This is a genomic window from Micromonospora sp. NPDC005252, assembly GCF_042872475.1.
Taxonomy (GTDB): domain Bacteria; phylum Actinomycetota; class Actinomycetes; order Mycobacteriales; family Micromonosporaceae; genus Micromonospora.
Genome location: NZ_JBIAKN010000003.1, coordinates 195,135 through 219,714, shown reverse-complemented (window position 1 = coordinate 219,714; position 24,580 = coordinate 195,135). Strand labels below are relative to the sequence as shown.

Genomic DNA, 24,580 nt, shown 5'->3' with positions numbered 1-24,580 from the left:
GTCAGACTGGTCTGGCCAGCCCTTCGACCACCTGCGCGCCGGGCAGCGCGCCCAGTGCCGGCCCCGGCAGCGCGATCTTGCTGTGCCGTACGCCGGACCCGATGATCACGTGCGGAGTGGCGATCACCCGCGCGTCCACCAGGATCGGCCACTGGGCCGGCAGCCCGATCGGGGTGATGCCGCCGTACTCCATGCCGGTCAACTCGACCGCGTCGGTCATCGGGGCGAAGCTCGCCTTGCGCACGTCCAGCGCCCGCCGGGCCACGCCGTTCACGTCGGCCCGGGTGGTGGCCAGCACGATGCAGGCCGCGTAGCGGACCACACCCTCGCGCTTTCCGGCCACCACGACGCAGTTGGCCGACACGTCCAGCCCCACCTCGTACGCCTCGCAGAACGCCGCCGTGTCGGCGAGGTCGGCGTCGATCGGCGCGACCAGGACGTCGTCGACGTCCACCGGCGCGTTGGCCGGCCACTGGGCGATGGCCTCCGCCACCGGCGCGGCGAGCAGATCGAGGCGGGCACGGGCCGGTTCGGTCTTCAGCGTTCCCATCACGGGTGCGATCCTCGCACCCGCGCCGCCGGATCGCCCGCCGACTCCCGAGCCGTCTCGCGACACCACCTCCACGTCGCGGCTCAACTGCCGGCGAGGAACGCGTTGTCGCGCAGGAAGGAACGGTCGCGGGCGGCCGCCAGTTCCTCCTCGCGTCGGGCTTTGGCCCGCTGCAGCTCCAGGTCCTCCATCGCGTGCCGGACACCCAGCCGGATCACGCCGTAGAGGAAGACGAAACCGAAAACGTAGAGGATCACCGTGGTGACGACAACGAACATGGCGTCACCGTAAGGCGAACGTGAACCGCTATCCGTCTCATCTCCGTGCGGTTCCCCCGTACGTGTCCGCGAGGTGGTCGGCCCAGGTACGCACACCGCGAGGCAGCGCCTCGGTGACCAACCCACCGGCGCGCAGTTCGCGCCCGAGGCGGCCGGGGATTCGTACCGGCAGCAGCGGCCGGCGTGACCCGCGCGCCTCCCGCCAGGCACGGACCGCCTCGTCGAAGCGGAGCACCTGCGGCCCACCGAACTCCTCGATGCCCCCGAGCGGGCCGGCGGCCACCCGGGCCGCGAGCCGGGCGGCCACCTCACCCGGGTCGACCGGCTGGGCGAGCACCGCCCGGTCGCCGACCACCGGGCCCAGCCGCGCGCTGGTCGCCAGCAGATCGTCGAGGAACTCGGGGAACTGGGTGGCGCGCAGCACCGACCACGGCACCGGGCCGGCCGCGACCACCTGCTCGGCTGCCAGCTTGTACCGGTAGTACGGGATCGGCACCCGGTCCACCCCGACGATCGAGATGTAGACCAGGTGCTGGACGCCGGCCGCGCCGGCGGCGACCACCAGCCGACGGGTGCCCAGCACGTCCACCTGGTGGGTACGCCCCCGGGGCGAGGACGCCAGGTGCACCACCGCGTCCACCCCGGTCACCGCCTCGGCCAGCCCGTCGCCGGTGGCCAGGTCGGCCACGACCCACTCGACGTCCGAGCCGGTACGCGGCCGGCGGCTGCTGGCCCGGACGCTCATCCCGTCGTCGCGCAGCCGCGCCAGCACGTGGCTCCCCAGTCGACCACCCGCCCCGGTGACCAGAACCCTCATCGTCCCCTCCTCCTCCGCGGACCCGTCGTGCTGATGACGGCCGCGCGACGGCACACGTGACGGCTCACCCCGAACGGACCAGATCCAGCACGGTCAGGAGCGCGAAGAACGCGATCACGATCTCGTTGACGATCCAGGAGTGCCCCTCGGCCCACTCCCGCATCCGGGCCAGCACCCGCGCCGCCTTCTGCCCGAGCAGCACCAACGCCAGCAGCGGCACCGCGAGCAGGAGCACGGTGAGCAGCACGAACGGCACCAGGTGCCACCAGGGGAGGTTGTGTCGGGCCACTGTCGCGCCGACCGTCGCCATGGTGAGGTCGTCGGTGGGTGTCACCACGAAGAGCAGGGCACCCATCCGTGCGGCCCAGCGCGGATGGGCGTGGCTCACGCTGCCCAACCAGCGCGGCGGCCCGGACCGGTTGCGGCGCAGCCAGACCACCAGGGCCAGGCACACCAGCAGCGCGAGCACCACCAGGTCGATGACCGGACCGCGATCGATCCTGCTGGCGGCCGCGCTGGCGTCGGTCGCCAACCCGCCCAGCAACCGGGTCAACAACCAGCTCACGGTCACCCCGACGGCGACCACCAGGCCGGCGCCGGCGAGGAAGCCCAGCGACGCGGCCCGGGGCCGGTCGGACGAGGCGAGGAAGACCGCCACGACCAGTTGCGTTCCGGCGACCATCACCACGGCCAGCGGCAGGACGGTCAGGAGGTTCATCGCCTGCCATCCTCGCGCCCGCCCGGTGCGGACACGTCGAATCCTCAGCCGATCACCCGCCCGGCCGTGTGGTCTGCGTCCATCACCACCCGGCCGGCCAGCAGCGCGCCGACCAGTGCCAGACCGGCCGCCACCGCCAGGGTCACCACGTAGCTGGCGGGGCCGGGCGCGCTCCCGGCAGCCAGTACGGCACCGGTGAGCGCCAGCACGGTCGCCGCGAAGAGCGAGTCGCCCAGTTGCAGCGACGAGCTGTTGCGCCCCTGCTCGCCGGGCGCGGACAGCTCCAGGGTGAGCACCGACAACGACGGGTACAGCAGTCCCATACCGAGCCCCGCCACCGCCCAGCCCAGCACGGCGACGGCCACCGGCAGCTCGGGTCGGACGGCCAACGCCACCGTCGCGGTGCCGGCCGTGATGCAGCACAACCCGACGCGGGGGAAGCTGGCCCGGGAGGCCGGCACGGGAAAACGGCCCTGCACCCAGGAGCCCACCGACCAGGCCAACGCGCCCACCGTGAGTACAAGCCCGGCGGCGGTCGGCGACAGCCCTCGCTCCCGGGAGAGCATCAGCGGGATGACCACCTCCGCGCCGACGAACGCCGCCGACGCCAGACCGCGCAGACCGATCACGGTGGGCAGTCCGCGGGCCGCCCGGAGGAACCCCGGCGGCAGCAGGCGCGGAGCGCAGACCAGCAGGCCGGCCAGGGCGAGCGCGATCACCGCCAGGGCCGTCACGCCGCGCTGCTGTCCCCCGATGTGCAGCAGTGCGGCGCTCACGCCCGCCCCACAGGCCCAGCCGATGCGGGCCATCGCGCCGGCCGGTGGCCGGCTCGGCACGGTTGCGTCGAGCGACCGCAGGCCCGGATGGATCAGCAGCACCGCCGGGACGGCCACCGCCGGCACCACGAGAAAGACCCACCGCCAGCCCAGGTACTCGACAATCAGGCCGGCCAGCGCCGGCCCGACCAGCGACGGTACGACCCACGCCGCAGCGAACGCGGCGAAGATGCGCCGATGCAACTCCTCGGGGTACGCCTGCCCGACGATCACGTAGAGCGCCACCGAGAGCAACCCCGAGCCGAACCCCTGCACGACCCGTCCGACCACCAACGCGGTCATCGTCGGCGCGGTCCCGGCGATCAGCAGCCCGACCACGAACCAGCCGACGCCGTGCCACATCGGTCCTCGGGGCCCCCGTGCGTCACACCAGATCCCGGAAACGACCATGGCCACCACACCGGCGGCGAACGGGCCACCGAACGCGATCCCGTACAGCGCCAGCCCGTCCAGGCTCCGCGCGACGGTCGGCATGGCCGTGCCGACCGCCAACGCCTCGAACGCCAGCAGCGACACCAGCGCGACGCTGCCCACCGTCATCGCCCGCAGCCGGGGGGCGAACAACCCGGCGGGGACCGGAACGGGGGTGGCGGTTCGGCTCGACATGCACCGAGCCTGCGACCTCAACCCGGATTCATGTCAACCGGGGGTGACCCGGCTCTCGTCAGGCTTCCTGGAGCGCCTCCCCGACGCCGCGTACCAGTCCCGAGAAGTGCTGGTCCGCCAGGAGATGCCCGGCGGTGATCACCAGGGCGAGCGGCCATTCGATCACCTGCAACGCGGCCAGCACGCCGAGCCCGGCGTAGTAGGCGATCTTGTCCGGTGGTGGCACCGCCACCTCGCCCACCATCGGCAGCTCCACCCGTCGGCTGTACATCCGAACGTTCTCGTGTGAACCGTTGAGGTGTCGTGTCAGCGTGCTCATTCCGGCCTCCCCGTGTCCGGTGATGGTCGTCGGATTCCACCGTCCACCCCGTCCATGCGCGGCCAGCCCCGCAAAGTTCCGGTGGTCCGAGGGGCATAACGGACGCCAGGTCGGGAAGCCAGGCCGCCGGACGTGAGGCGGTGGGAGGGCGAGATGACCGACGGCACAAGCGACAACGGGGAGTCGGGTCGGCGTCCGTCCGGCCGTACGCCTCGATGACGGCGGCGGGTCGCGCCGCCGGCCGCCTCCTGCCGTCCATCGGCGTGCCGCACCTGGTCGGGGAGGCGTCCCGGACCGTCGGGTCGGCGGCGACCCGGCTGGCCCGGACGGTCGGGCTGACCCGGCGTCGGGTCTGGTCGCGCCCCGGCCGGCACCACATCGAGGTGCACGGCGTCTGCCAGGACGGTGGCGACCGGTTGGCCCGGCAGGTGGAGGCCGCGCTGGAGCGGTTGCCCGGGGTGGCCTGGGCCCGGGTGAACGCCCCGTCCGGCCGGGTGGTGGTGGCCGTGCAGGCGCCCGAGCCGCGGCTGCGGGACCTCATCGCCACGATCGGGCGGATCGAGGGAACCTGCGACCACGAACCGGATCCGGAGATCCCGCCCCCGCATCCGCCGGAGGAGGGGCCGCGTACGCCGCGCACCCTGGGCGCCCTCGCCTCGGACGCACTGGGCCTGACCATCACGGCGGCCACCCGGCTCCTGCCGTTCGCGCCGCTGCCCGGCGAGGTCGCCGGCCTGCTGGCCGCTGCGGACCTGCAACCGAAGCTGCACGCCTTCGTCGGCAGGCGGCTGCGCTCCGACCCGCGCGCCGACGTCATCTTTCCGCTGGCTGAGGCGGTGGTGCAGGGTCTGACCGGCCGGTGGACGGGGATAGTGCTCGACGGCGCCCAACGGATGGTGCAGTGGGGGGAGGCGCGGGCCCAACTCGCCGCGTGGGAGAAGGCCGAGCCGCGGCTGACCGGCGACCCCGAGCGCGCCACCGCGCGGTGGCCCGCGGTCGACCGTCCCCGCCCGAAACCGGACGGCCCGGTCGAGCACTACATCAACCGTATGTTGACCGCCGGCGTGGCTGCCGCCGCGGCGGCGACACCGATCGCCGGGCGCAAGCGAGCCGCCGCGCTGGGCCTGTCCGCGCTGCCCAAGGCCCCGGGCAGTGGGCGAGAGGGGTACGCGGCACAGCTCGGCCGGATCCTCGCCCGGCGCGGGGTGATCGCGATGGACCGTGGCGTGCTGCGGGAGCTGGACCGGATCGACACGCTGGTGCTGGACGCGGCGGTGCTCGGATCGGAGCGGGGCGTACTCGCCGACCTGGCGCCGGCGGCCGAGGTGGACGTCGACGAGGTGGCGGAGCGGGCGTTCGCGCTGTTCGACCCGAGCGACCCGACCGGTTCACCGGAGCTGGACGGCTGGCGGCTGGCACCCCTGGACCAGTTCCCGGCGGGCGATCCCGGCGACGTGCCGGACGGCGAGCGGCTGCGCGCGGCCGGCGGGCAACTGCTCGGGCTCACCCACTCGGGTCGGCTCACGGCGCTGCTGCGGGTCGAACCCGAACCCGCGCCGGGTGTCGACAGCCTGCCGGCCGCTGCCCGCCACGCCGGCCTGAAGCTGATCGTGGCCGGCGGCGACGAGCAGCGGTACGGCTTCGCCGACGCGCTGCTGCCCGGCGGGGACCACCTGGCCGACACGGTACGTGCGTTGCAGCGCGACGGGGCGGTCGTGATGCTGGTCTCCGGGGACCGGGCGGCGCTCGGCGCGTCCGACTGCGGCCTCGGGATGTCCGCTCCGGACGAGCTGCCGCCGTGGGGAGCGCACCTGCTGGTCGGCACCGACCTGCGAGTGGTGGCCCTGATCATCGAGGCGACCGGGGCGGCCCGGCGGATGACGCAGCAGAACATCCGGCTCGCCATGGCGGGCACCGGCCTCGGGGCGCTGGGCGCGTTCACCGCCCCACCGACCCAGCTGCCCCACAAGTCGCTCGTCGCGGTCAACGGCGCGGCCGGCCTCGCCTTCGCGAACGGGGTCTGGCGGGCCAGCCGGTTGCCCGACCGGTCGGACACGCCGGTGCCGGTGACGACCGCCTGGCACCTGATGCCGGTCCGGACCGTGCTCGACCAGCTGGGCACCACGCCGGACGGGCTGGCCAGCGCGGAGGCGCAGCGCCGACACGATGGCCAGGGGGCGGGCGGCGGCGACACACCCGCCGGTGGTGGCCTGCTGCGGGCGTTCCTGGACGAGCTGTCCAACCCGCTCACCCCCGTACTGGCCGCCGGGGCGGTGCTCTCCGCGTCGTTCGGCTCGCTTGTCGACGCCGCGCTGGTGGGCAGCGTCGTCGGTGGGTCGGCCCTGATCGGGGCGGTGCACGAACGCAACACCGAACGGTCGCTGGCGGAGCTGCTGTCGCGTTCGGCGGTGACGGCCCGGGTCCGCCGGGACGGCGTCGAGCGAATCGTCGCGGCCGAGGACCTCGTCCGCGGAGACGTCATCACCCTCGAATCGGGAGACTCGGTGCCGGCCGACTGCCGGGTGCTCGAATCGGTGGGGCTGGAGGCGGACGAGTCGTCGCTGACCGGCGAGTCGCTGCCGGTCGCCAAGAGCAACCGGGCGGTCGTCGCCGCGGCCATCGCCGACCGGCACTCGATGCTGTACGAGGGCACCACCGTCGCCGCCGGCCAAGGAACCGCCGTGGTGGTGGCGACCGGCGTCGACACCGAGTCCGGACGCAGCCTGGCGCTGGTCCGGCAGGCGCCCCCGACCAGCGGGGTGGAGGCCCGGCTCGGCTCGTTGACCAGCGCCGCCATTCCGTTGGCCGCGGGTTCGGCGATCGCCGTGGCCGGGGCGGGGCTGCTCCGGGGCGTACCGCTTGCCGAAACGGCGGCGACCGCCGCGAACCTCGCCGTCGCGTCGGTGCCGGAGGGGCTGCCGTTCCTGGTCAGCGCCGCGCAGCTGGCCGCCGCCCGGCGGCTGGCCGAGCACGGCGCGTTGGTCCGCAACCCCCGCACGATCGAGGCGTTGGGCCGGGTGGACGTGCTCTGCTTCGACAAGACCGGCACCCTCACCGAGGGCCAGTTGCTGCTCGCCGGGGTCGGCGACGGCGTCGGCGACCGGTACGCCGCGGTGGACCGGCTCGACGACCGACTCCGACTGACCCTCGCCACGGCGCTGCGGGCCACCCCCGCCGCGGCCAAGCCGGAGGAGTTGGCGTTGCAGACCGACCGGGCGGTCCGGCGGGGCGCCGCCACGGCTCAGGTGGTGGAGCAGACCGGCGCCGCCGGCTGGCGGGCGGCCGGCGGGCTGCCGTTCGAACCGTCCCGCGGCTACCACGCGAGCATCGGCGAGACCGAGGGCCGCCTGCTGCTGAGCGTCAAGGGCGCCCCGGAGACGGTGTTACCACGCTGCGCGACGCGGCGTGCCGACGGCCGGCAGGAGCCGCTGGACGACGCCGGCCGCGCGGAACTGCACCGTCTGCTGGCCGACCGGGCCGGGGCGGGGCACCGGATCCTGGCCGTCGCGGAGTGCGAGGTGGACGCCGCGCACATCACCGACGCCGACGTCCGAGGTCTGACCTTCGTGGGGTTCCTGGCCCTCGCGGACGGGGTCCGGGAGAGCGCCGCCCCGGCGGTACGCCGGATCCGGCAGGCCGGGGTGCACACCATCATGATCACCGGCGACCACCCGGCCACCGCCGAGGCGATCGCCGCCACCATCAGTGAGCACAACGAGCAGCGGGTGGTCACCGCCACCGAACTCGACCAGTTGGACGACGACGCGCTCGCCGAGCGGCTGGCCAACACCGACGTGGTGGCCCGCTGCACCCCGGCGCACAAGGTGCGCATCATCCAGGCGTTGCAGAAGTGCGGGCGGACCGTGGCGATGACTGGCGACGGCGCCAACGACGCCCCGGCGATCCGGCTGGCCGACGTCGGCATCGCCCTCGGCCAACGCGGCACGCCGGCGGCCCGGGCCGCCGCCGACCTGGTGGTCACCGACGACCGGTTGGAGACCATCATCGCCACCCTGGTCGAGGGTCGCGCGATGTGGTCGTCGGTCCGCCACGCGCTGAGCATCCTCGTCGGCGGCAACCTCGGCGAGATCGCGTTCAGCGTGCTCACCGCCGCGGTGACCGGCCGTTCCGCCCTCACCGGGCGGCAACTGCTGCTGGTCAACCTGCTCACCGACCTGGCGCCGGCGCTGGCCATCGCGGTCCGCCCACCCGCCTCGGACCGCACCGACGGTCTGCTCCGGGAGGGCCCCGACGCGTCGCTCGGTGAGACCCTCAGCAGGGAGATCGGGCTCCGTGCGGCGTCCACCACGCTGGGCGCGACCGTCGGCTGGACGTTGGCCCGGTACACCGGCCGCCAGCGGCGGGCCGGAACGGTCGCCCTCGTCTCGCTCGTCGGCACCCAGCTCGGCCAGACCATCCTGGCCGGCGGCACCAGCCCGGCCGTGCTGGCGTCCACGGCGGCGTCGCTGGGAGTGCTGGTCGTGGTGGTGCAGACGCCGGGGGTGAGCCAGTTCTTCGGCTGCACGCCGCTCGGCCCGGTGGGCTGGACCATCGGCGCCGGATCGGCGCTCGGTGCCACCTTCGCCAACGGCGCGCTCACCAAACTGGTGGAGCACCTTCCGTCGGCACGACCCGACCTCGCGCAGCCCACTCCCGGGACCGCAGGGACGGCCACGGACGGCTGACGCTTGAGCGGGACCGGCTGGGGTACCGGAGCCGGGAGAGGTGAACTTCCTGCACCGCGGCCAGCGGGCGTACCTCGGAAAGGGTCTGTGGTCGCGCCGACGCACGGACCCGGCGCTGCGGATGAGCGGCGGATTGGCAGTGGGCCGGGCACCCTCATTGATCTCGCTGACTAGCCTGACGCCATGCCGTCGTTCTTGGCCAATGGAACTCGTCCGAAGGCCTGGCCGGCCCTACCGCTGGCGCTGCTGGTGCCGTGCAGCCTGCTGGTACTGATCGGTGTCACCGACGACCGCGAGCCGCCCCCACCGGCCGGCGTGCTGATGCCGGCGACGGTGGTCGCGGTGGAACCGGCCCAGACCGCCCAAGGCCCCTACGTGCTGGTACGCGTCGACACGGCCGACGGGCCGACCACCTGCGGCATCTACGAGCGGTCGTTCCCCGAGCGGCGGCTACCCCCGCTGTACCAGCGACTGACAGTCGACTACACCCCGGCCAGCTGCATGCCGATGCCGGTCAACACCGAGCTGCCCCGAGGCGTGATCGTCGCCATGGGGGCCACTGGATTGACGGCGTCGCTCTTCTGGCTCTGGGCCGGTCCGCGCTTTCAGCGCTTGGACCGCCGGCGGCGCTCCCGCTTCTGACGCCCTCCGTCACCGCTCTTCGGCACGGAACGGGTCCCGGGCCGGCCCCTGTTCGGCCCAACACAGACCACCGCGAAACTCCACGCCCGGTATGCCGTCACCGAGCTGGCTGATGTCCACCACAGCCGCCAGGGAGGTGGCGAGGTCCGACCGTAGTTCCTCGACGGCCGTCTCGAGATCGTCCGCCTCTTCGGACCAGTCGATGTCGGCCGCACGCAGGTCGGCGATCGCGTGACCGGTGACCGCTGCGGGGTCGGTGACGACCACCTCGACCCGACAGTAGATGTGCACGGTGACGGAGGTTGGTTGCTCATCCATCCACGGATCATGACAAGTGCGCTGCCCGACCCGACAGGCAATTGCCGAAGCGGTCAGTGAGCGAGCCTTCCGGGGCCTCGCCAATCCCCAGACGACGGTAATATCCCCAGTCTTTGATCTACAACGGGGAGGAAGATCCACATGCGATGGAAGATCCCGGCCGGCGTGGCAATAGCGCTGGCCTTTATGGTTCCGGCGGCACCGGCGGTGGCGCAGACCGGGTCGCCCGGGCTCAACGAAACCTGCCAGACGGTCGAGCGCAAGACGTACAAGGACATCCGCGAGCTCTTCACCATCGACCTGGACACCGCCACCACCACCCAGCTCCGGGTGCTGACGGCCCAGATCCTGTACGCCGCGAACACCGAGTCCCTGCCCACCCTGCCTGACGTCATTCAGAAGAAACTCGATGGCAGCTCGGACGATCTCCGCGCATTCCTCAAGAAGGACGTGCAGACCGTCTGGTCGGTGAATCTGCGGGTCAAGGTGGACCAGACGTTGACCGGCGCCGGCCCCAAGGTGAAGAAGGCCGCGCAGACGACGCTCGACGACGCGACCACCGATGGCTACCTGGCTTACCTGAACGAGGGCCTGTACGCCGCGCGTGCGCTCGACTGCGCGTCGCAGCCCACCCCGACGCCGACGACGACGGCCTCGTCGCAGCCCACTCCGACTCCGAGCGCCACGACGACCGTCACTCCGACCGCGGCCACCTCCACGAGCCCGGTCGCTGCCGGCGGCGAGGGCGGCGGACTGCCGCTGACCGGTGCCGACACCGCGACCGTGGCCGGCATCGGCGGTGCGCTCCTGCTCGTCGGTGGCGCGAGCTTCGTGCTCGCACGGCGACGCCGCTCCCGCTTCGTGGCGTAGCTCGATCTGACGCGCCCGGTCCGACACTTCGTCGGGCCGGGCGCGTTGGCGTTCAACGACGTCATGCTGGTTGGTCAGGAGTCCGTTCCGCGGTGACGCGGGAGTCGCCGGCTCAGATCGTTGACAGCGCAGCAGCTCGACGCTCGGCGTGTCATGCCGCTCATGCGTCAACGATCAGCACCGCTCGGTCCACGACCACGAGACTCGGGGCGCGGGGCCGAGGGGGAAGTGATGGTGGAGCCCAGGGGACTCGAACCCCTAACCCCTGCCTTGCAAAGGCAGTGCTCTGCCAGTTGAGCTAGGGCCCCGTGAGCGGCGGCGGCGGTGCGTCGCTCGCCGCCGGCCGGACGTCAGCGCAGGTCGGGCGCGGTGGTCGCCTCGTGCCACAGGGCACGCTCGTCGTTGGCGGCCTTGACCTTGTTGAAGACGACGGCAGCCACGCCGACGACGCCGGCCAGGATCAGCAGCTTCTTGAACATGGGGCGACCCCTCGCGCTCGACTAGCGTCGGACGATGTGCGGTGGGGCTAGATGGAATCGAACCATCGACCTCAGAGTTATCAGCTCTGCGCTCTAACCGACTGAGCTATAGCCCCGCGTTGCGACGAGCAAGATTAACCCATCCGCTCTGCCGGCCCCAAATCGGGGTCCGAACCTGCGAGCCGGGCCGTCGCCGCCTGCAAAACCTAACCGAGTACGGGGCGCCGGAGCGACCGCATTCCGCGGTGCCCCGGCGCCCCGGTCACACTCAGTCCCGCTCGGCGAGCGTCAGCTCGATCCCGCCGACCAGGTCGGCGCAGACGTTGTAGACGAATGCTCCCAGCGTGGCCAGCGCGGTGAACAGCACCACGTTGACCAGGCCGATCAGCGCCGAGCTGAGGATCACGCCCTTGGCGGTGATCTGGAACCCGTTGGTGCTCTGCCCACCGCCCGCGTTGACCAGGTCGCTGAGGCTGTCGTTGACGCTCTGGAACACGCCCATCGCGTCCAGCGCCAGGTAGAGCACCGACGTGGCGACCACCACGACGATGAACAGCACCACCGAGACGGCGAACGCGAACTTCATCACGGACCAGGGGTCGATCCGCTTGAGGTTCAGCCGGGCCCGGCGCGGTCCGCGGGACGCCGCCGAGCTGACCGAGGTACGCGCGGCGCGTACCGCCTCACCCACGCGAGCGGCCCCGACGGCCGACGCGTTGCCGATCCCCGGCGGCAGGCCACCACCGCTCGCGGGGCGACCGCCAGCGGCCGTACGCCCCGAGTCGGGCTGGGTCATGCCCGGCGTGATCCGCGGCTGGGTGCCGGTGGCCCCGGTCGATGTCGCCTGACCGGGCCGGGTGTTGATCGGCTGGGTGGTCGTCGGCCGAGCCGGAGTCGGGGCGGCCGCCGCGGGGGCCACCCCGGCGGACGTCGGTGCCTCGACAGCCGACGTCTCGGCCTTGGCGTCGCCCGATCCCCCGTCCTCGCCGGGCTGCTCCGGCGGAGGTGTCATGCCGGGAGCCCGGGTGAATTTCGGGGCAGGCGCGTCGGCGGGAACCGTGGCCCGGCCCACGGCCGCGCGGCCGGTCGCTGGTGTGCCGCCCTTGGCGGCCTCCTCGTCGACCGGGTTGGCCGAGGTCCCCGTGTTCCCCGACTTCGCCTGTGTCTCCGTCATTCAACTAGTCCTGTTCGTCAGGCTCGTCGGCATTGCGAGCAATCGCCACGATAGTCACGCCGTCCGGGAGGTCCATCAGCTTGACCCCCATTGTGTTCCGGTCACGCGTACGGCGTACAGGCTTCACCGGAGTCCGGATGACACCACCGTTGCTGGTGATCGCGAACAACTCGTCGTCTGGGTCGATCACCACGGCACCGACCAGACCACCGCGCCGTTCGGTGATCTTCGCAGTCAGCACGCCCTTACCTCCCCGGCCCTGCACCGGGTATTCCTCGATCGGGGTACGTTTCGCGTATCCCCCGTTCGTGGCCACCAGGACGTCCAAACCGTCCCGAACGACCTCCATGGCGAGCAGGACGTCGTCGTCCGTGAAGCGCATGCCGATCACGCCCGAGGTGGCCCGGCCCATCGGCCGCAGCGCCTCGTCGGAGGCGTTGAACCGGATCGCCTGCGCCTTCTTGGAGACCAGCAGCAGGTCGTTCTCCGGCGCCACCAGCGCAGCACCGACCAGCTCGTCCTCATCGCGCAGGTTGATCGCGATGATTCCGCCGGAACGGTTGGAGTCGAACTCCTCGAGCCGCGTCTTCTTCACCAGGCCGTTCTTCGTGGCCAGTACCAGATAGGGGGCTACCTGGTAGTTCGGGATTTCGATGATCTGCGCGATCTGCTCGTCAGGTAGGAAGGCGAGCAGATTGGCCACGTGTTGGCCCTTGGCTACCCTACTGGCCTCCGGCAACTCGTACGCCTTGGCCCGGTACACCCGACCCTTGTTCGTGAAGAACAGGATCCAGTCGTGCGTCGAGCATACGAAGAAGTGGCTCACTATGTCGTCCTGCCGCAGCGTGGCGCCACTGACGCCCTTGCCGCCGCGCCGCTGCGAGCGGTACAGATCGACCTTGGTCCGCTTGGCGTACCCCGTCCGGGTGATCGTGACGACCACGTCCTCCCGGGCGATGAGGTCCTCCATCGAGACCTCGCCGTCGAACGGAATGATCTGCGTACGCCGCTCGTCGCCCCACTTGGCAACGATCTCGCCCAGCTCCTCCGAGACGATCCGGCGCTGCCGCTCCGGCTTGGCGAGGATGTCCTTGAGGTCGGCGATCTCGATTTCGAGCTTGGCCAGGTCGTCGACGATCCGCTGCCGCTCCAGGGCGGCGAGGCGGCGCAGCTGCATGTCCAGGATCGCGGTCGCCTGGATCTCGTCGATCTCCAGCAGCCGGATCAGGCCCTGCCGGGCGTCGTCCACGGTCGGCGAGCGCCGGATCAGGGCGATCACCTCGTCCAGCGCGTCCAGCGCCTTGCCCAGACCGCGCAGGATGTGCGCCCGCTCCTCGGCCTTGCGCAGCCGGAACGCGGTCCGCCGGCGGATCACGTCGATCTGGTGCTCGACGTAGTAGCGGATGAACTGGGCCAGGTTGAGCGTGCGCGGCACCCCGTCGACCAGCGCCAGCATGTTGGCGCCGAAGGTCTCCTGGAGCTGGGTGTGCTTGTAGAGGTTGTTCAGCACCACCTTGGCGACCGCGTCGCGCTTGAGCACCAGCACGATCCGCATGCCCGTACGCCCGGAGGACTCGTCGCGGATGTCGGCGATGCCGGCGAGCTTGCCCTCCTTGATCAGCTCAGCGATCCGCTCGGCCAGGTTGTCCGGGTTGACCTGGTAGGGCAGCTCGCTGACGACCAGGCAGGGCCGACCCCGCTTGTCCTCCTCGACCTCCACCACGGCCCGCATCCGGATCGAACCACGACCCGTGCGATACGCGTCCTGGATGGCGGTAGTGCCGACGATCAGGCCGTGGGTCGGGAAGTCCGGGCCCTTGACGATGCCGAGCAGGGCTTCGAGGGTGGTCTCCTCGTCCTCCTCAGGGTGCTCCAGGCACCACTGCACCGCCGCGCCGATCTCCCGCAGGTTGTGCGGCGGGATCTTGGTGGCCATGCCGACCGCGATGCCCTCGGAGCCGTTCACCAGCAGGTTGGGGATCCGCGACGGCAGGATCGTGGGCTCCTTGGCCCGGCCGTCGTAGTTGTCCTGCAGGTCGACGGTGTCCTCGTCGATGTCCCGCAGCATCTCCATCGCGAGGGGGTCGAGCTTGCACTCGGTGTTGTGGCTGACGAACCCGTCCGAGACGAACGAGTGGTCGTCGGTGTCCACCCGGACGCTGTAGACCGGCTGCACGCCGGCGTCCGTGATCTGCGCCACCTCGGCGTAGTAGAACCGCCCGTCGACCAACGGCTCGACCACGTCGAGCACCTCGGAGTTGGTGATCCGGGCCGCGATCTCGTCGCGGTCGCGTTCCCACCGCTCGACCCGGTCCACGTTGTGCCGGCGCAGCCAGTCCCGCTCCGTCCAGCGCTGCGCGCCGTGCTCACGGATGAAGTCGGCGACCAACGGCACGTGGTCGCTGGAGAGCGCCGTGCTGCTCGCCGGCACCTGGGCCAGCTCGGCCTCCAACTTGGCCTGCTTCCGACCGAGGAACCCGACGTGCGCGGCGAAGATTCGGGCGTCGCGACGGTTGGTCACCACGACCTTGATCTCGCCATTGTCGTAGCGGGTCTGCCGGCTGATCACACCGAACTCCAGCAGCAGCTGCTGGACCTCGGCCGCCAGGCGCTCGCTGCGGGTCGAGTACGAGATCTGCATGGTGTTGCGCGGCAGCAGCGACGACGAGCCGTCACCCTCGAACAGCGCCTGGAGGAACGCCCGCTTGACCGCGGCCGGCCCCTGCCAGACGAACTCGGGAACGAACTTCGCGGCGCTACGAGCGCCCACAAGGTCGCCGAGAAGGCTCGTCCGCAGCGCGCTGAGGTCCTGCACGTCGAGTTCGTGCAGAGTGCTGCCGGAGGCGATGACCCGCTCGCTGGCGTAACGCGGACCGCCCACCGCAAGGTCGTAGGCCGCGAGAACCCGGACGAAGAACTCCCGGTCGACGTTGTTGAACCCGGCCCGGTTCGGGGAGACCCAGCCCTCGCTGACGAAAGCACCGGCGAGGACAGCAGCCTCGACGTGCTCCAGCATCGGGTAGCCGATCTCGTCCGGCACGCTGCGCTGGAGGACGACCCGGTCGCCGGGGGCGATCTCGGCGAGCAGCTTCCACAGCAGGGTCGGCACGCCCGCCACGTCCACCAGGCAGAGCACCGGGTGGTTGTGCGTACCGGTCAGCTCGTACCCCTCGCGGGTCCGCAGCCGCAGGGTGGGGTGCTCGCCGGAGTGGAAGAACTTCGAGGCGCGGACCAGGTCGCCGTTGCGGTCGCGGACCTTCAGGTCGATGTCGGTCTCGCTGGACGGCGCGGCGTCCGCCACCATGTCCGCGATCCGCACGCTACCATCGGCAGTACGAATACGGACATTTCCCGAAATACAGTAACGCATCGCCGCAGCCGGATCATTACCCGGCGAGCCGAAGTTGCCGTTGCCGTCGACCAGGGGGTAGCGCAGCGACCAGGGCTGCGCCATCCGGACCAGCGCGTCGTAGATCGCCGAGTCGCCGTGCGGGTGGAACTGACCCATCACGTCGCCGACGACCCGGGAGCACTTCACGTAGCCGCGGTCCGGCCGGTAGCCGGAGTCGAACATCGCGTAGAGGATCTTGCGGTGGACCGGCTTGAGCCCGTCCCGGACGTCCGGCAGCGCGCGCCCGACGATCACGCTCATCGCGTAGTCGAGGTAGGAGCGCTGCATCTCCACCTCGAGGCCGACCGGCTCGATCCGGTCGTGCGCGACCACGGCGGCGAGTGCCTCGGCGGGAACCTCGGGCTCGTTCGGTGTGGACTCGGGGGAATCGGTCACTGTATACCCTTATCAGACTCAGAGTCGTTTTCGTGCTGTGGATAACGGCTGTGGATACCGACCAAGCTGTGGATAACTCTGTGGACCGGCGAACCGGCCGGGTGGTGCCCGACCGGCCCGCCGAGGTCCGTCAGATATCCAGGAACCGCACGTCCTTGGCGTTGCGCTGGATGAACGACCGGCGCGCCTCGACGTCCTCACCCATCAGGACGCTGAACAACTCGTCCGCGGTTGCGGCGTCGTCGAGCGTGACCTGACGCAGGGTACGCGTCGCCGGATTCATCGTGGTTTCCCACAGCTCGGGATAGTTCATCTCGCCGAGGCCCTTGAAGCGCTGGATGTCGTCCGGCTTGGCGTTCGGCTTCTTCTGCTGGCGCAGCGCGATGAGCCCGTCCCGCTCGCGGTCGGAGTAGGCGTACTGCGCGTCGTCGCCCTTCTTGTTCCACTTGATCTTGTAGAGCGGCGGAGCGGCCAGGTAGACGTGACCCAGCTCGACCAGCGGACGCATGAAGCGGAACAGCAGGGTGAGCAGCAGCGTCTGGATGTGCTGGCCGTCGACGTCCGCGTCGGCCATCAGCACCACCTTGTGGTAGCGCAGCTTCTCCATGTCGAAGTCGTCGTGGATGCCGGTGCCCAGCGCGGTGATCAGCGCCTGGACCTCGTTGTTCTTCAGGACCCGGTCGATCCGGGCCTTCTCCACGTTGAGGATCTTGCCGCGGATCGGCAGGATCGCCTGGGTCCGCGGGTCGCGGCCCTGCTTGGCCGAGCCACCGGCCGAGTCACCCTCGACGATGAACACCTCGGACTCGCGGGGGTCGGTCGACTGGCAGTCGGCCAGCTTGCCCGGCATCGAGCCGGACTCCAACAGCGACTTGCGCCGGGCCAGCTTGCGCGCCTGCTGCGCGGCGATCCGGGCACGGGCCGCCTGGGACGCCTTCGTGATGATCATCTTGGCTTCGGCCGGGTTGCGGTCGAACCAGTCGACCAGCCGGTCGTTGCAGACCCGCTGCACGAAGCTCTTCACCGGGGTGTTGCCGAGCTTGGTCTTGGTCTGGCCCTCGAACTGCGGGTTGGCCAGCTTGACCGAGATGATCGCCGCGAGCCCTTCCCGGATGTCCTCGCCGGAGAGCTTCTCGTCGCCCTTGAGCAGCTTCTTGTCGGTGCCGTACCGGTTCACCACGCTGGTCAGCGCGGACCGGAAGCCCTCCTCGTGAGTGCCGCCCTCGTGGGTGTTGATCGTGTTGGCGAAGGTGTAGACCGACTCGCCGTACGACTCGTTCCACTGCATGGCGATCTCAACCGACATGCCCTCCTCCTCGGCCTCGAACTCGACCACCGTCTTGTGGATCGGGTTCTTGGAGGCGTTGAGGTGCCGGACGAAGTCGGCGATGCCGCCCTCGTAGAAGAAGGTGACCTCGCGCTGCCGGCCGTCCTCCTCCTCGGCCACCCGCTCGTCGAGCAGGTGGATGCGCAGGGCACGGTTGAGGAAGGCCATCTCCTGTAGGCGCCGGTAGATGGTCTGGAAGTCGAAGTCGACCGTCTCGAAGACGTCGGGGTCCGGCCAGAAGGAGACCGCCGAGCCGGTGCGGTCGGTGGCCTCGCCCTTCTCCAGCGGGCTCGGCTTGGAGTTGGTGTAGTGCTGCCGCCACACGGAGCCGGACTTGTGGATCTCGACGAACATCCGCGTGGAGAGCGCGTTCACGACGGAGACGCCGACGCCGTGCAGACCGCCGGAGACCGCGTACGCCTTGCCGTCGAACTTGCCGCCGGCGTGCAGGATGGTCAGCGCGACCTCGACACCCGGCTTCTTCAGCTTCGGGTGCAGGTCGACGGGGAAGCCTCGGCCGTTGTCGGTGACCCGGACGCCGCCGTCGGCGAGCAGCACCACGTCGATGGTGTCGCAGTATCCGGCCAGCGCCTCGTCGACCGCGTTGTCGACGACCTCCCAGACGAGGTGATGCAGACCGCGTTCGCCGGTGGACCCGATGTACATACCGGGCCGCTTGCGAACCGCCTCCAGCCCCTCGAGAACGGTGATCGACTCTGCGCCGTACTCCTGCTTGTCCTGCGCTGCCACCCTCGGCCACTTTCTCGCGTCGTCGGCGCCGGGAGGGCGCGTCGGGCGCGGGTTCGGCGGACAGGACGCGACGTCGACGCGTGGACCGGTGCCCGAGACCTCCGGACAGCGGGTCGAACGCGCCGGTCGCCGCGGTTGCCCGCGGATCGCGATCGGCTCAACCCGGAGTGGAGAATGATGCTGGGGCCACCGGCCCCGTCCCTCGCCCCGCACCGGGTCTTCGTCTCACTGTCAATCCTACTGTGCGCGGAGGACAGAACCACCACTCGGCACCCTCAACGAGGCGGCTGAGATGTCCGTAGCCGGCAGAACCCCATTACCCTCGACTCCCCCCACACGCCAGGCTTTGATCGGACGCGCCGCCCCCGGACGGGTTGACCCGCGCTCGGGCGGGTCGGGGGTCGCGGCCGGACCGTCCGTGCCGTACGTTTGCGGCGCCCCGGAAGCGGCCTTGATCTTTACCGGCCGGAACCGGGACGATCGACCCGATCGACCCGACACGTGCTCTCTAAGAGGTGACAGATGGGGCTGGACAACGTCGCGGTGCACTGGCCGCGGACCGGCCGCTTCTACGATCCGGTGGCGCCGGCCGAGTTCGTCGACTTCGGCGAGATCGTCGACCTGCCACGGATCTCCGCGCCGACGGCGGCGCTGGCCGAGCTGATCGCGAAGACCGGCACCGTCCGGGCGACCGCGTACACCGAGCTGGTGGATCTCCTGCTCGGCCTCGAAGGTGTGTTGTATGCCACAGACGCCGCCGCCGAGGACGAGGATCCGGTGATCGACCCGGACGGCTGCGCCTGGATCGCCGGCGGCATCGAGCGGTTCGTGGCCGGCCACCGGGAGTACGGCGAGACAATCACCTTCGACTCGGTGAGCACGGTGCTGCGGGCGCTGCTCGGCGACGGCCGGTTGGCCGAGCAGCAGCTGCGCTGGCTGGAGACCCGACTCGACGCGCTGCGCGACGAGCGCGGTGATCCGCCGCAGTGGAACTTCACCTGTGCGGAGCTGGGCGTGCTGGCGGCGTTCTACCGACGCTGCGCCGAGCGCGGCTTCGCCGTCTACGCCGACGTCTGAGCGGCCGTCCCGCTCTGCGGGGCGGCCGGGTCGCCGCCGGGCCGGTTGGCCGCCGCGATCACCTGCGTGAGCACCGCGTGCAGGTGCTGCAGGTCCTCGACGGGCAGCCCGAGGCGTTGCACGATCGCGGCCGGGATCCGCTCGGCCTGGGCGCGCAGCGCGGCACCGGTGGCGGTGAGGGTGACGGCGAGGCTGCGCTCGTCGGCGGCGTCGCGTTCCCGGCGCAGGTAGCCGGCTGCTTCGAGCCGCTTGAGCAGGGGCGACAGGGTGCCCGGGTCGAGCTGCAGCAGGCGGCTGAGGTCGCGGCCGGACAGCGGCGCGTGCTGCCACAGCGCCAGCATCACCAGGTACTGCGGGTGGGTCAGCCCCATCGGTTCCAGCAGCGGCCGGTAGACGGCCACCACGCTGCGTGCGGCGACCGACAGGGCGAAGCAGACCTGTTGCTCCAGCGCCAACGGATCGACGCCCTCCGGCTGCCCGCTCATCGGTTGCTCGCTGACTGCATGCTGACTATCGTAGCGATCGTTGGTGTGCCAATCATTGGTGTGGCAACTGATCGCGTGGAGGGACTGCGGATGAGCGAGGACGGCACGGCGAACAGGACGCCGGGCGAGGGTGGTCGCCTGATGCGGTGGACGTTCCGGAACCTCGCCGGCCCGGCCGACGGGGTCGCGGGCGCCGTGCAGGGTGGCTCGGCCGAGGCCCGCGAGGCGTGGAAACGCGACCTGGCCGAGCGCAAGCGCTACACCCAGGAGCAGCGCGAGCGCAAGCGGGCGGCCCGCGAAGCCGACCGGCGGCGCTGAGAGGGCCGGGCTCAGCCGTACGTGTCGCGCGGCCCCCGACCGCGGACCCGGCGCGGCCCCTTCTGCCAGGACGGCGCGGCCGGGCCGTGGATGTGCAGCTTGCGCACCACGTTGTGCCCGACCTCCTGGGCGATCTGCTTGAGCAGCGAGCCGGCGAGCAGCCGCAGTTGGGTCGCCCAGGCCGTCGAGCGCGCCTCCACGGTCAGTTCGCCGTTCTCCAGCTTGACCGGCCGGCTGTGCTGGGCGACCTCGGCGCCGACCACCCGCTCCCAGGCGCCGAACACGGTGGCCTCGGCGGCGGGCTGCTGCCAGCCGCGCGCCTTGACCAACCGGTTCAGCACGGCGCTGAGGGGTTGCGGGTCGCGCGGGTCGGGGCCGGGGCCCGAGTAGCCACGCAGCCGCCGTCCCGAGCCGCTGGCGCCGTCCGCGCCGCTCCCGGGGGTACGCCGGGTGCGCGCCGCCGCCTGCCGGCGGGACAGCGCCGCGTCGAGCACCGCCCGGGCCAGCTCCGGCCCGGTCGCACCGTCCGCCGGCCCGCCGCCGTCGACACCGGCCGCGCCGCTTCCGGCCACGACCGGACCGCCGGCGCCGCCTCCGGTCGCTCCCGACCGTGCGGTACGCGCGTTCGCGGCGTCACCGGCCTGCCGGCCGCTGCCGGTGCGGTTGGCGCCTGACCGCCTGGCGTCCGGTTCATCCGACACGTCGTACCGTCCCCTCGCCGACCTGATAGCGGGTGCCGCGCAGCGCGGCCGGCACGTCGTCGTCCACGGCGCAGGTGACCAGCAGCTGACTCGCCCCGCCGACCAGCTCCGCCAGCCGCTCCCGGCGCCCGGTGTCCAGCTCGGCGAAGACGTCGTCGAGCACCAGGACCGGCTCGATACCGTCGGCGCGCAGCAGGTCGTACCCGGCCAGCCGCAGGGCGAGCGCGAAGGACCAGGACTCGCCGTGGCTGGCGTACCCCTTGGCGGGGAGCGGACCGAGGGACAGGGCCAGCTCGTCGCGGTGCGGGCCGACGAGGGTGGTTCCCCGTTCGATCTCGGCGGTGCGGGAGGCGGCGAGCGCGGTCGTCAGCGCCTCGGCCAGCGTGGCCCGGTCGGTGGTCGGCTCGGCCAGCTCGATCGACGGCCGGTAGGCGATACCGGCCGCACCCCGTCCGGCGGCCACCGCGTCGTACGCCTTGGCGACGTGCGGGGTGAGCGCGGCGACCAGCTCCAGCCGCCCGGCGAGCAGCTCCGCGCCGTGCTGGGCCAGGTGGGTGTCCCAGACGGCGAGGGTGCCGAGGTCGCCGCCCCGGGAGCCGCCGGTCTTGCGGGCGAGGTACGCGGTGCGCAGCAGAGCGTTGCGCTGCTTGACGACCCGCTCGTAGTCGGCCCGTACGCCCGCGTAGCGGGGTTGCCGGTTGACCAGGAGGTCGTCCAGGTAGCGACGGCGCTCGGCCGGATCGCCGCGGACCAGCTCCAGGTCCTCCGGCGCGAAGAGCACCAGTCGCAGGGCGCCGAGCACGTCCCGCGCCCGGCGCGCCGGGGAGCGGCCCAGCCGCGCCCGGTTGGCCCGGCCCGGCACGATCTCCAGCTCAACGAGGAGTTCCCGGCCGTCGTGGATTACCGCGCAGCGGATCACCGCCGAGGTGGCGCCCATCCGGACCAGCGGCGCGTCCGTGGCGACCCGGTGCGAATCCAGGGTCGCCACGTAGCCGAGCGCCTCGACGAGATTGGTCTTGCCGACGCCGTTGGCGCCGATCAGGACGTTCGCCCCCGGCTGGAGGTCGACGGCGACCCGCTCGTACGAGCGGAAGTCGACCAGTTCCAGCCGCTGGACGTACACAGGGTGTGGATACCGCTCAGCGCTTGTGGACGGCGTGGCCACCGAACTGCTGGCGCAGCGCGGCGACGGCCTTCATGGCGGGTGAGTCGTCCTGCCGGGAGGCGAACCGGGCGAACAGGGAGGCGGTGATGACGTTCAGCGGGACGGCGAGACGGACCGCCTCGTCGACGGTCCAGCGACCCTCGCCGGTGTCCTCGGTGTAGCCGCTCAGGTCGGCCAGCTCCGGATCCTCGTCGAGGGCCCGGTCCAGCAGGTCGAGCAGCCAGGAGCGGACCACGGTGCCCTCGCGCCAGGACTTGAACACGCCCGGGACGTTGGTCACCAGCTCGGAGGCGGTCAACAGCTCGTAGCCCTCGGCGTAGGCGTGCATGAGGCCGTACTCGATGCCGTTGTGCACCATCTTCGAGTAGTGCCCGGCGCCGACGGGGCCGGCGTGCACGAAACCGAACTCACCCTCCGGCTTGAGCGCCTGGAAGATCGGCATGAGCCGGTCGACGTGCTCCTGGGCGCCGCCGACCATCAGCCCGTAGCCGTTCTGCCGGCCCCAGACGCCCCCGGAGACGCCGACGTCCACGTAGCCGATGCCGCGCTCGTTCAACCGCTCGGCCCGGGGGGCGTCGTCGCTGAAGCGGGAGTTGCCGCCGTCGATGATGATGTCGCCCTCGCCGAGCACCCCGGCGAGTTCGTCGATCGTGGCGTCGGTGACGCCGGCGGGCACCATGACCCAGACCGCCCGCGGCGATTCCAGCTTCTGCGCCAGCTCGGCGAGGCTTGCCGCGTCGCTCAGCTGCGGGTTGTGATCGAAACCGACCACCTCGTGGCCGGCAGCCCGCAACCGCTCGCGCATGTTGCCGCCCATCCGGCCGAGTCCTACCAGGCCGAGCTGCATTTGTTCCTACCTCCGTGGATCTGGGTGTTGCTGGGCGCGATCAGCGAGACACGCGGATCGGCATGATGAGGTACCGATACCCCGGAATGGTCTCGCCATCCTCGCCGGCGGGTGAGATCACCGCGGGTTTGAAGGCGTCGACGAACGACAGCACGGCGGTCTGCGAGCCCAGGTTCGCCAGGCCGTCGATGAGGTACTGCGGGTTGAAGCCGATGGTCAGCGCGTCACCGGTGAAGGTGGCCTCCATCGCCTCGCTCGCCCGTGCCTCCTCGGAGCCGCCGGCCTCGACCACCAGCCCGTCGGCGCTGAAGCTGAGCAGCACCGGGGTGGTGCGCTCGGCCACCAGGGCGACCCGCTTGACGACCTCGATCAGGGTGCTGACCGACACCCGGGCCTCGGCGTTGTGGGTGGCCGGGAAGAGCGAGCGCACCGGCGGGTAGTTGGCGCCGTCGAGCAGCCGGCTGGTGGTGCGACGGGTGCCGCCGGCGAGGCCGACCATGCCCTCGCCCGCCGCGCCCTGAGCGAGGGCGAGGGTGACCTCGCCGCCCAGCGGGCCGAGCGCCTTGGCGGTGTCGTTCAGGGTGCGGGCCGGGACCAGGGCGTTGATGCTGACCTCGGGGTCGTCGGGCCGCCACTGGATCTCGCGCAACGCCAGCCGGTACCGGTCGGTGGCGAGCATCGACAGCGTGTTGCCGGAGAGCTCGACGCGGACGCCGGTCATCATCGGCAGCGTCTCGTCCCGGCCGGCGGCGATGGCCACCTGGGAGACCGCTGTGGCGAACGCCGCGGCGTCGACGGTGCCGGCGCTCTGCGGCATCTCGGGCAGGGCGGGGTAGTCCTCCACCGGCATGGTGGGCAGGGTGAACCGGGCGCTGCCGCAGACCAGTTCGAGGTGGGCGCCGACCGCAGCGATGTCGACCGGCTTGGCCGGCAACGCTTTGGTGATCTCGGCGAGCAGGCGACCGGAGACCAGCGCGGCGCCGTCGGCGTCACCCTGCACCTCGACGGTCACCTGACTGGAAACCTCGTAGTCGAAGCCGGAGACCCGCAGGTTGCCGTCGGTGACGCGGAGCATCACCCCGGCGAGCACCGGTACGGATGGCCGGTTCGGCAGGCTCTTCGCGGTCCACGCCACGGCCTCGGCGAGCGCGTCGCGCTCCACTCGGAACTTCATCAATGCCTCCGCGTCGACGTCAGCGACAACTCTCTCATGCCGACCGCTGCCTACCGTCCCGCCCGACCGTGCGGGTACCCATCGCACCTTAGGGCGCAGGGACATCGGCTGTGCGCCCGACCCCGTGGATCGTGTCGATGCTGACCGGCCTGTCCGGCAGCGTTCGGCCCGATCCACAGAAAGCCCAACGGTGATTGGTTTTTGTTCTCTTAGAAGAGATAACCCATCGTCTTCATCGCACCTGTGCAAACTGTGGAGAACTCGGGTCTGCGCAGCTCAGACAGGTTATCCACCGGTGAGTTGGCTGTGGAGAACCGGGGGTACAACTGCCTCGGGTGTCCACAGCCCGGCGACGACGGCCGGTTGTCCACCGTTGTCCACCGGTTGTCCACCGGTAATCCACCGACTTTCTCCCCATGCCTGTGGACGACCGAGAAGATCACCATTGCCGTTGTCCCCAGAACCTTCAACAGCTCGTACACAGGTCGACGATCATCGGTGGACAACCTCGTCGTTGTCCCCAGCCGTCCACAGCGTCGTACACAGGGTTTCTCCACAGCCTGTGGGTAACTGGCGGAGGACGGACCGTAGTTATCCACCGACGGTGGATAACGAGCTGTGGACAACGAGTGAGTATCAAGGTGGACACGGCGTCGA

21 protein-coding genes and 2 tRNA genes are annotated in these 24,580 nt (G+C 71.2%); 5 read left to right on the top strand and 18 right to left on the bottom strand.

Going from position 1 to position 24,580, the window contains the following annotated elements:
• Position 1: 1 nt before the first annotated feature.
• From ACFYPH_RS10580 to ACFYPH_RS10555, 6 genes are all read right to left on the bottom strand, one after another.
• The gene (locus ACFYPH_RS10580) at positions 2–550 is read right to left on the bottom strand and encodes a YbaK/EbsC family protein (RefSeq protein ID WP_387181463.1); all 549 of its coding nucleotides are present in this window, start codon (positions 548–550) and stop codon (positions 2–4) included.
• A gap of 83 nt (positions 551–633) precedes the next feature.
• Complete coding sequence (locus ACFYPH_RS10575; protein WP_354854870.1) at positions 634–828, bottom strand: hypothetical protein; 195 nt, start codon at positions 826–828, stop codon at positions 634–636.
• Positions 829–865: 37 nt separating this feature from the next.
• Positions 866–1,645, bottom strand: coding sequence for an NAD(P)H-binding protein (locus ACFYPH_RS10570; protein WP_354854868.1), 780 nt, complete (start codon positions 1,643–1,645; stop codon positions 866–868).
• Positions 1,646–1,709: 64 nt separating this feature from the next.
• Positions 1,710–2,363 (bottom strand): GAP family protein, encoded by a 654-nt coding sequence (locus ACFYPH_RS10565; RefSeq protein ID WP_354854866.1) that lies wholly within the window; start codon positions 2,361–2,363, stop codon positions 1,710–1,712.
• Positions 2,364–2,407: 44 nt separating this feature from the next.
• Positions 2,408–3,805, bottom strand: a complete 1,398-nt coding sequence (locus ACFYPH_RS10560) for an MFS transporter (protein ID WP_387180833.1) — start codon at positions 3,803–3,805, stop codon at positions 2,408–2,410.
• A 58-nt stretch (positions 3,806–3,863) separates the two neighbouring features.
• Positions 3,864–4,124, bottom strand: a complete 261-nt coding sequence (locus ACFYPH_RS10555) for a hypothetical protein (protein WP_354854862.1) — start codon at positions 4,122–4,124, stop codon at positions 3,864–3,866.
• A gap of 215 nt (positions 4,125–4,339) precedes the next feature.
• Between ACFYPH_RS10555 and ACFYPH_RS10550 the strand changes: the two genes are divergently transcribed.
• A complete protein-coding gene (locus ACFYPH_RS10550; protein WP_387180829.1) occupies positions 4,340–8,809 on the top strand; it encodes an HAD-IC family P-type ATPase in 4,470 nt (1,489 codons plus the stop codon).
• Between the two features lie 183 nt (positions 8,810–8,992).
• Positions 8,993–9,451, top strand: a complete 459-nt coding sequence (locus tag ACFYPH_RS10545; protein WP_387180826.1) for a hypothetical protein — start codon at positions 8,993–8,995, stop codon at positions 9,449–9,451.
• Between the two features lie 9 nt (positions 9,452–9,460).
• Here ACFYPH_RS10545 and ACFYPH_RS10540 read toward each other — a convergent pair whose 3' ends face one another.
• Positions 9,461–9,769: a hypothetical protein gene (locus ACFYPH_RS10540; RefSeq protein WP_354854856.1), complete on the bottom strand. Its 309-nt coding sequence runs from the start codon at positions 9,767–9,769 to the stop codon at positions 9,461–9,463.
• A 141-nt stretch (positions 9,770–9,910) separates the two neighbouring features.
• Between ACFYPH_RS10540 and ACFYPH_RS10535 the strand changes: the two genes are divergently transcribed.
• Entirely contained in the window at positions 9,911–10,639 is a 729-nt protein-coding gene (locus ACFYPH_RS10535; protein ID WP_354854855.1) for an LPXTG cell wall anchor domain-containing protein, read from the top strand.
• 232 nt (positions 10,640–10,871) lie between these two features.
• On the opposite strand, the gene ACFYPH_RS10530 is transcribed toward ACFYPH_RS10535, so the two are convergent.
• The 6 genes from ACFYPH_RS10530 to gyrB form a co-directional block, all read right to left on the bottom strand.
• Positions 10,872–10,947, bottom strand: a tRNA-Ala gene (locus ACFYPH_RS10530).
• Positions 10,948–10,989: 42 nt separating this feature from the next.
• Complete coding sequence (locus ACFYPH_RS10525) at positions 10,990–11,118, bottom strand: DLW-39 family protein (protein ID WP_007453934.1); 129 nt, start codon at positions 11,116–11,118, stop codon at positions 10,990–10,992.
• Between the two features lie 42 nt (positions 11,119–11,160).
• A tRNA-Ile gene (locus ACFYPH_RS10520) sits at positions 11,161–11,234 on the bottom strand.
• A gap of 152 nt (positions 11,235–11,386) precedes the next feature.
• Positions 11,387–12,292 (bottom strand): DUF3566 domain-containing protein, encoded by a 906-nt coding sequence (locus ACFYPH_RS10515; protein ID WP_354854853.1) that lies wholly within the window; start codon positions 12,290–12,292, stop codon positions 11,387–11,389.
• A gap of 4 nt (positions 12,293–12,296) precedes the next feature.
• Entirely contained in the window at positions 12,297–16,079 is a 3,783-nt protein-coding gene (gene gyrA, locus ACFYPH_RS10510) for an intein-containing DNA gyrase subunit A (protein WP_387180821.1), read from the bottom strand.
• A 130-nt stretch (positions 16,080–16,209) separates the two neighbouring features.
• A complete protein-coding gene (gene gyrB, locus ACFYPH_RS10505) occupies positions 16,210–18,156 on the bottom strand; it encodes a DNA topoisomerase (ATP-hydrolyzing) subunit B (RefSeq protein WP_354854851.1) in 1,947 nt (648 codons plus the stop codon).
• 522 nt (positions 18,157–18,678) lie between these two features.
• Here gyrB and ACFYPH_RS10500 point away from each other — a divergent pair.
• Complete coding sequence (locus tag ACFYPH_RS10500; RefSeq protein ID WP_387180818.1) at positions 18,679–19,233, top strand: hypothetical protein; 555 nt, start codon at positions 18,679–18,681, stop codon at positions 19,231–19,233.
• Here the strand turns inward: ACFYPH_RS10500 and ACFYPH_RS10495 are convergent.
• Positions 19,218–19,718, bottom strand: coding sequence for a MarR family winged helix-turn-helix transcriptional regulator (locus tag ACFYPH_RS10495; protein WP_387180816.1), 501 nt, complete (start codon positions 19,716–19,718; stop codon positions 19,218–19,220). The two genes, ACFYPH_RS10500 and ACFYPH_RS10495, sit on opposite strands and share 16 nt — an antisense overlap.
• A gap of 90 nt (positions 19,719–19,808) precedes the next feature.
• Here ACFYPH_RS10495 and ACFYPH_RS10490 point away from each other — a divergent pair, with 90 nt between their 5' ends.
• Positions 19,809–20,036 carry a hypothetical protein gene (locus ACFYPH_RS10490; protein WP_354854848.1) on the top strand — a complete coding sequence of 76 codons (228 nt, stop codon included), beginning with the start codon at positions 19,809–19,811 and terminating at the stop codon, positions 20,034–20,036.
• Between the two features lie 11 nt (positions 20,037–20,047).
• Here the strand turns inward: ACFYPH_RS10490 and ACFYPH_RS10485 are convergent, their stop codons facing one another.
• From ACFYPH_RS10485 to dnaN, 4 genes are all read right to left on the bottom strand, one after another.
• Positions 20,048–20,608 carry a DciA family protein gene (locus ACFYPH_RS10485; protein ID WP_354855010.1) on the bottom strand — a complete coding sequence of 187 codons (561 nt, stop codon included), beginning with the start codon at positions 20,606–20,608 and terminating at the stop codon, positions 20,048–20,050.
• 118 nt (positions 20,609–20,726) lie between these two features.
• On the bottom strand, positions 20,727–21,860 hold the full coding sequence (gene recF / locus ACFYPH_RS10480) for a DNA replication/repair protein RecF (RefSeq protein ID WP_355133905.1): 1,134 nt from the start codon (positions 21,858–21,860) through the stop codon (positions 20,727–20,729).
• Positions 21,861–21,876: 16 nt separating this feature from the next.
• Positions 21,877–22,749: a phosphogluconate dehydrogenase (NAD(+)-dependent, decarboxylating) gene (gnd, locus tag ACFYPH_RS10475; RefSeq protein WP_354854844.1), complete on the bottom strand. Its 873-nt coding sequence runs from the start codon at positions 22,747–22,749 to the stop codon at positions 21,877–21,879.
• A gap of 40 nt (positions 22,750–22,789) precedes the next feature.
• Positions 22,790–23,923: a DNA polymerase III subunit beta gene (gene dnaN, locus ACFYPH_RS10470; RefSeq protein ID WP_354854842.1), complete on the bottom strand. Its 1,134-nt coding sequence runs from the start codon at positions 23,921–23,923 to the stop codon at positions 22,790–22,792.
• Between the last annotated feature and the right edge of the window lie 657 nt (positions 23,924–24,580).

Bases quoted from the DNA above. Each gene is read 5' to 3' on its own strand.
- ACFYPH_RS10580 (WP_387181463.1), bottom strand. From the start codon at position 550: ATGGGAACGCTGAAGACCGAACCGGCCCGTGCCCGCCTCGATCTGCTC.
- ACFYPH_RS10575 (WP_354854870.1), bottom strand. From the start codon at position 828: ATGTTCGTTGTCGTCACCACGGTGATCCTCTACGTTTTCGGTTTCGTC.
- ACFYPH_RS10570 (WP_354854868.1), bottom strand. From the start codon at position 1,645: ATGAGGGTTCTGGTCACCGGGGCGGGTGGTCGACTGGGGAGCCACGTG.
- ACFYPH_RS10565 (WP_354854866.1), bottom strand. From the start codon at position 2,363: ATGAACCTCCTGACCGTCCTGCCGCTGGCCGTGGTGATGGTCGCCGGA.
- ACFYPH_RS10560 (WP_387180833.1), bottom strand. From the start codon at position 3,805: ATGTCGAGCCGAACCGCCACCCCCGTTCCGGTCCCCGCCGGGTTGTTC.
- ACFYPH_RS10555 (WP_354854862.1), bottom strand. From the start codon at position 4,124: ATGAGCACGCTGACACGACACCTCAACGGTTCACACGAGAACGTTCGG.
- ACFYPH_RS10550 (WP_387180829.1), top strand. From the start codon at position 4,340: ATGACGGCGGCGGGTCGCGCCGCCGGCCGCCTCCTGCCGTCCATCGGC.
- ACFYPH_RS10545 (WP_387180826.1), top strand. From the start codon at position 8,993: ATGCCGTCGTTCTTGGCCAATGGAACTCGTCCGAAGGCCTGGCCGGCC.
- ACFYPH_RS10540 (WP_354854856.1), bottom strand. From the start codon at position 9,769: ATGGATGAGCAACCAACCTCCGTCACCGTGCACATCTACTGTCGGGTC.
- ACFYPH_RS10535 (WP_354854855.1), top strand. From the start codon at position 9,911: ATGCGATGGAAGATCCCGGCCGGCGTGGCAATAGCGCTGGCCTTTATG.
- ACFYPH_RS10525 (WP_007453934.1), bottom strand. From the start codon at position 11,118: ATGTTCAAGAAGCTGCTGATCCTGGCCGGCGTCGTCGGCGTGGCTGCC.
- ACFYPH_RS10515 (WP_354854853.1), bottom strand. From the start codon at position 12,292: ATGACGGAGACACAGGCGAAGTCGGGGAACACGGGGACCTCGGCCAAC.
- ACFYPH_RS10500 (WP_387180818.1), top strand. From the start codon at position 18,679: ATGGGGCTGGACAACGTCGCGGTGCACTGGCCGCGGACCGGCCGCTTC.
- ACFYPH_RS10495 (WP_387180816.1), bottom strand. From the start codon at position 19,718: ATGAGCGGGCAGCCGGAGGGCGTCGATCCGTTGGCGCTGGAGCAACAG.
- ACFYPH_RS10490 (WP_354854848.1), top strand. From the start codon at position 19,809: ATGAGCGAGGACGGCACGGCGAACAGGACGCCGGGCGAGGGTGGTCGC.
- gnd (WP_354854844.1), bottom strand. From the start codon at position 22,749: ATGCAGCTCGGCCTGGTAGGACTCGGCCGGATGGGCGGCAACATGCGC.
- dnaN (WP_354854842.1), bottom strand. From the start codon at position 23,923: ATGAAGTTCCGAGTGGAGCGCGACGCGCTCGCCGAGGCCGTGGCGTGG.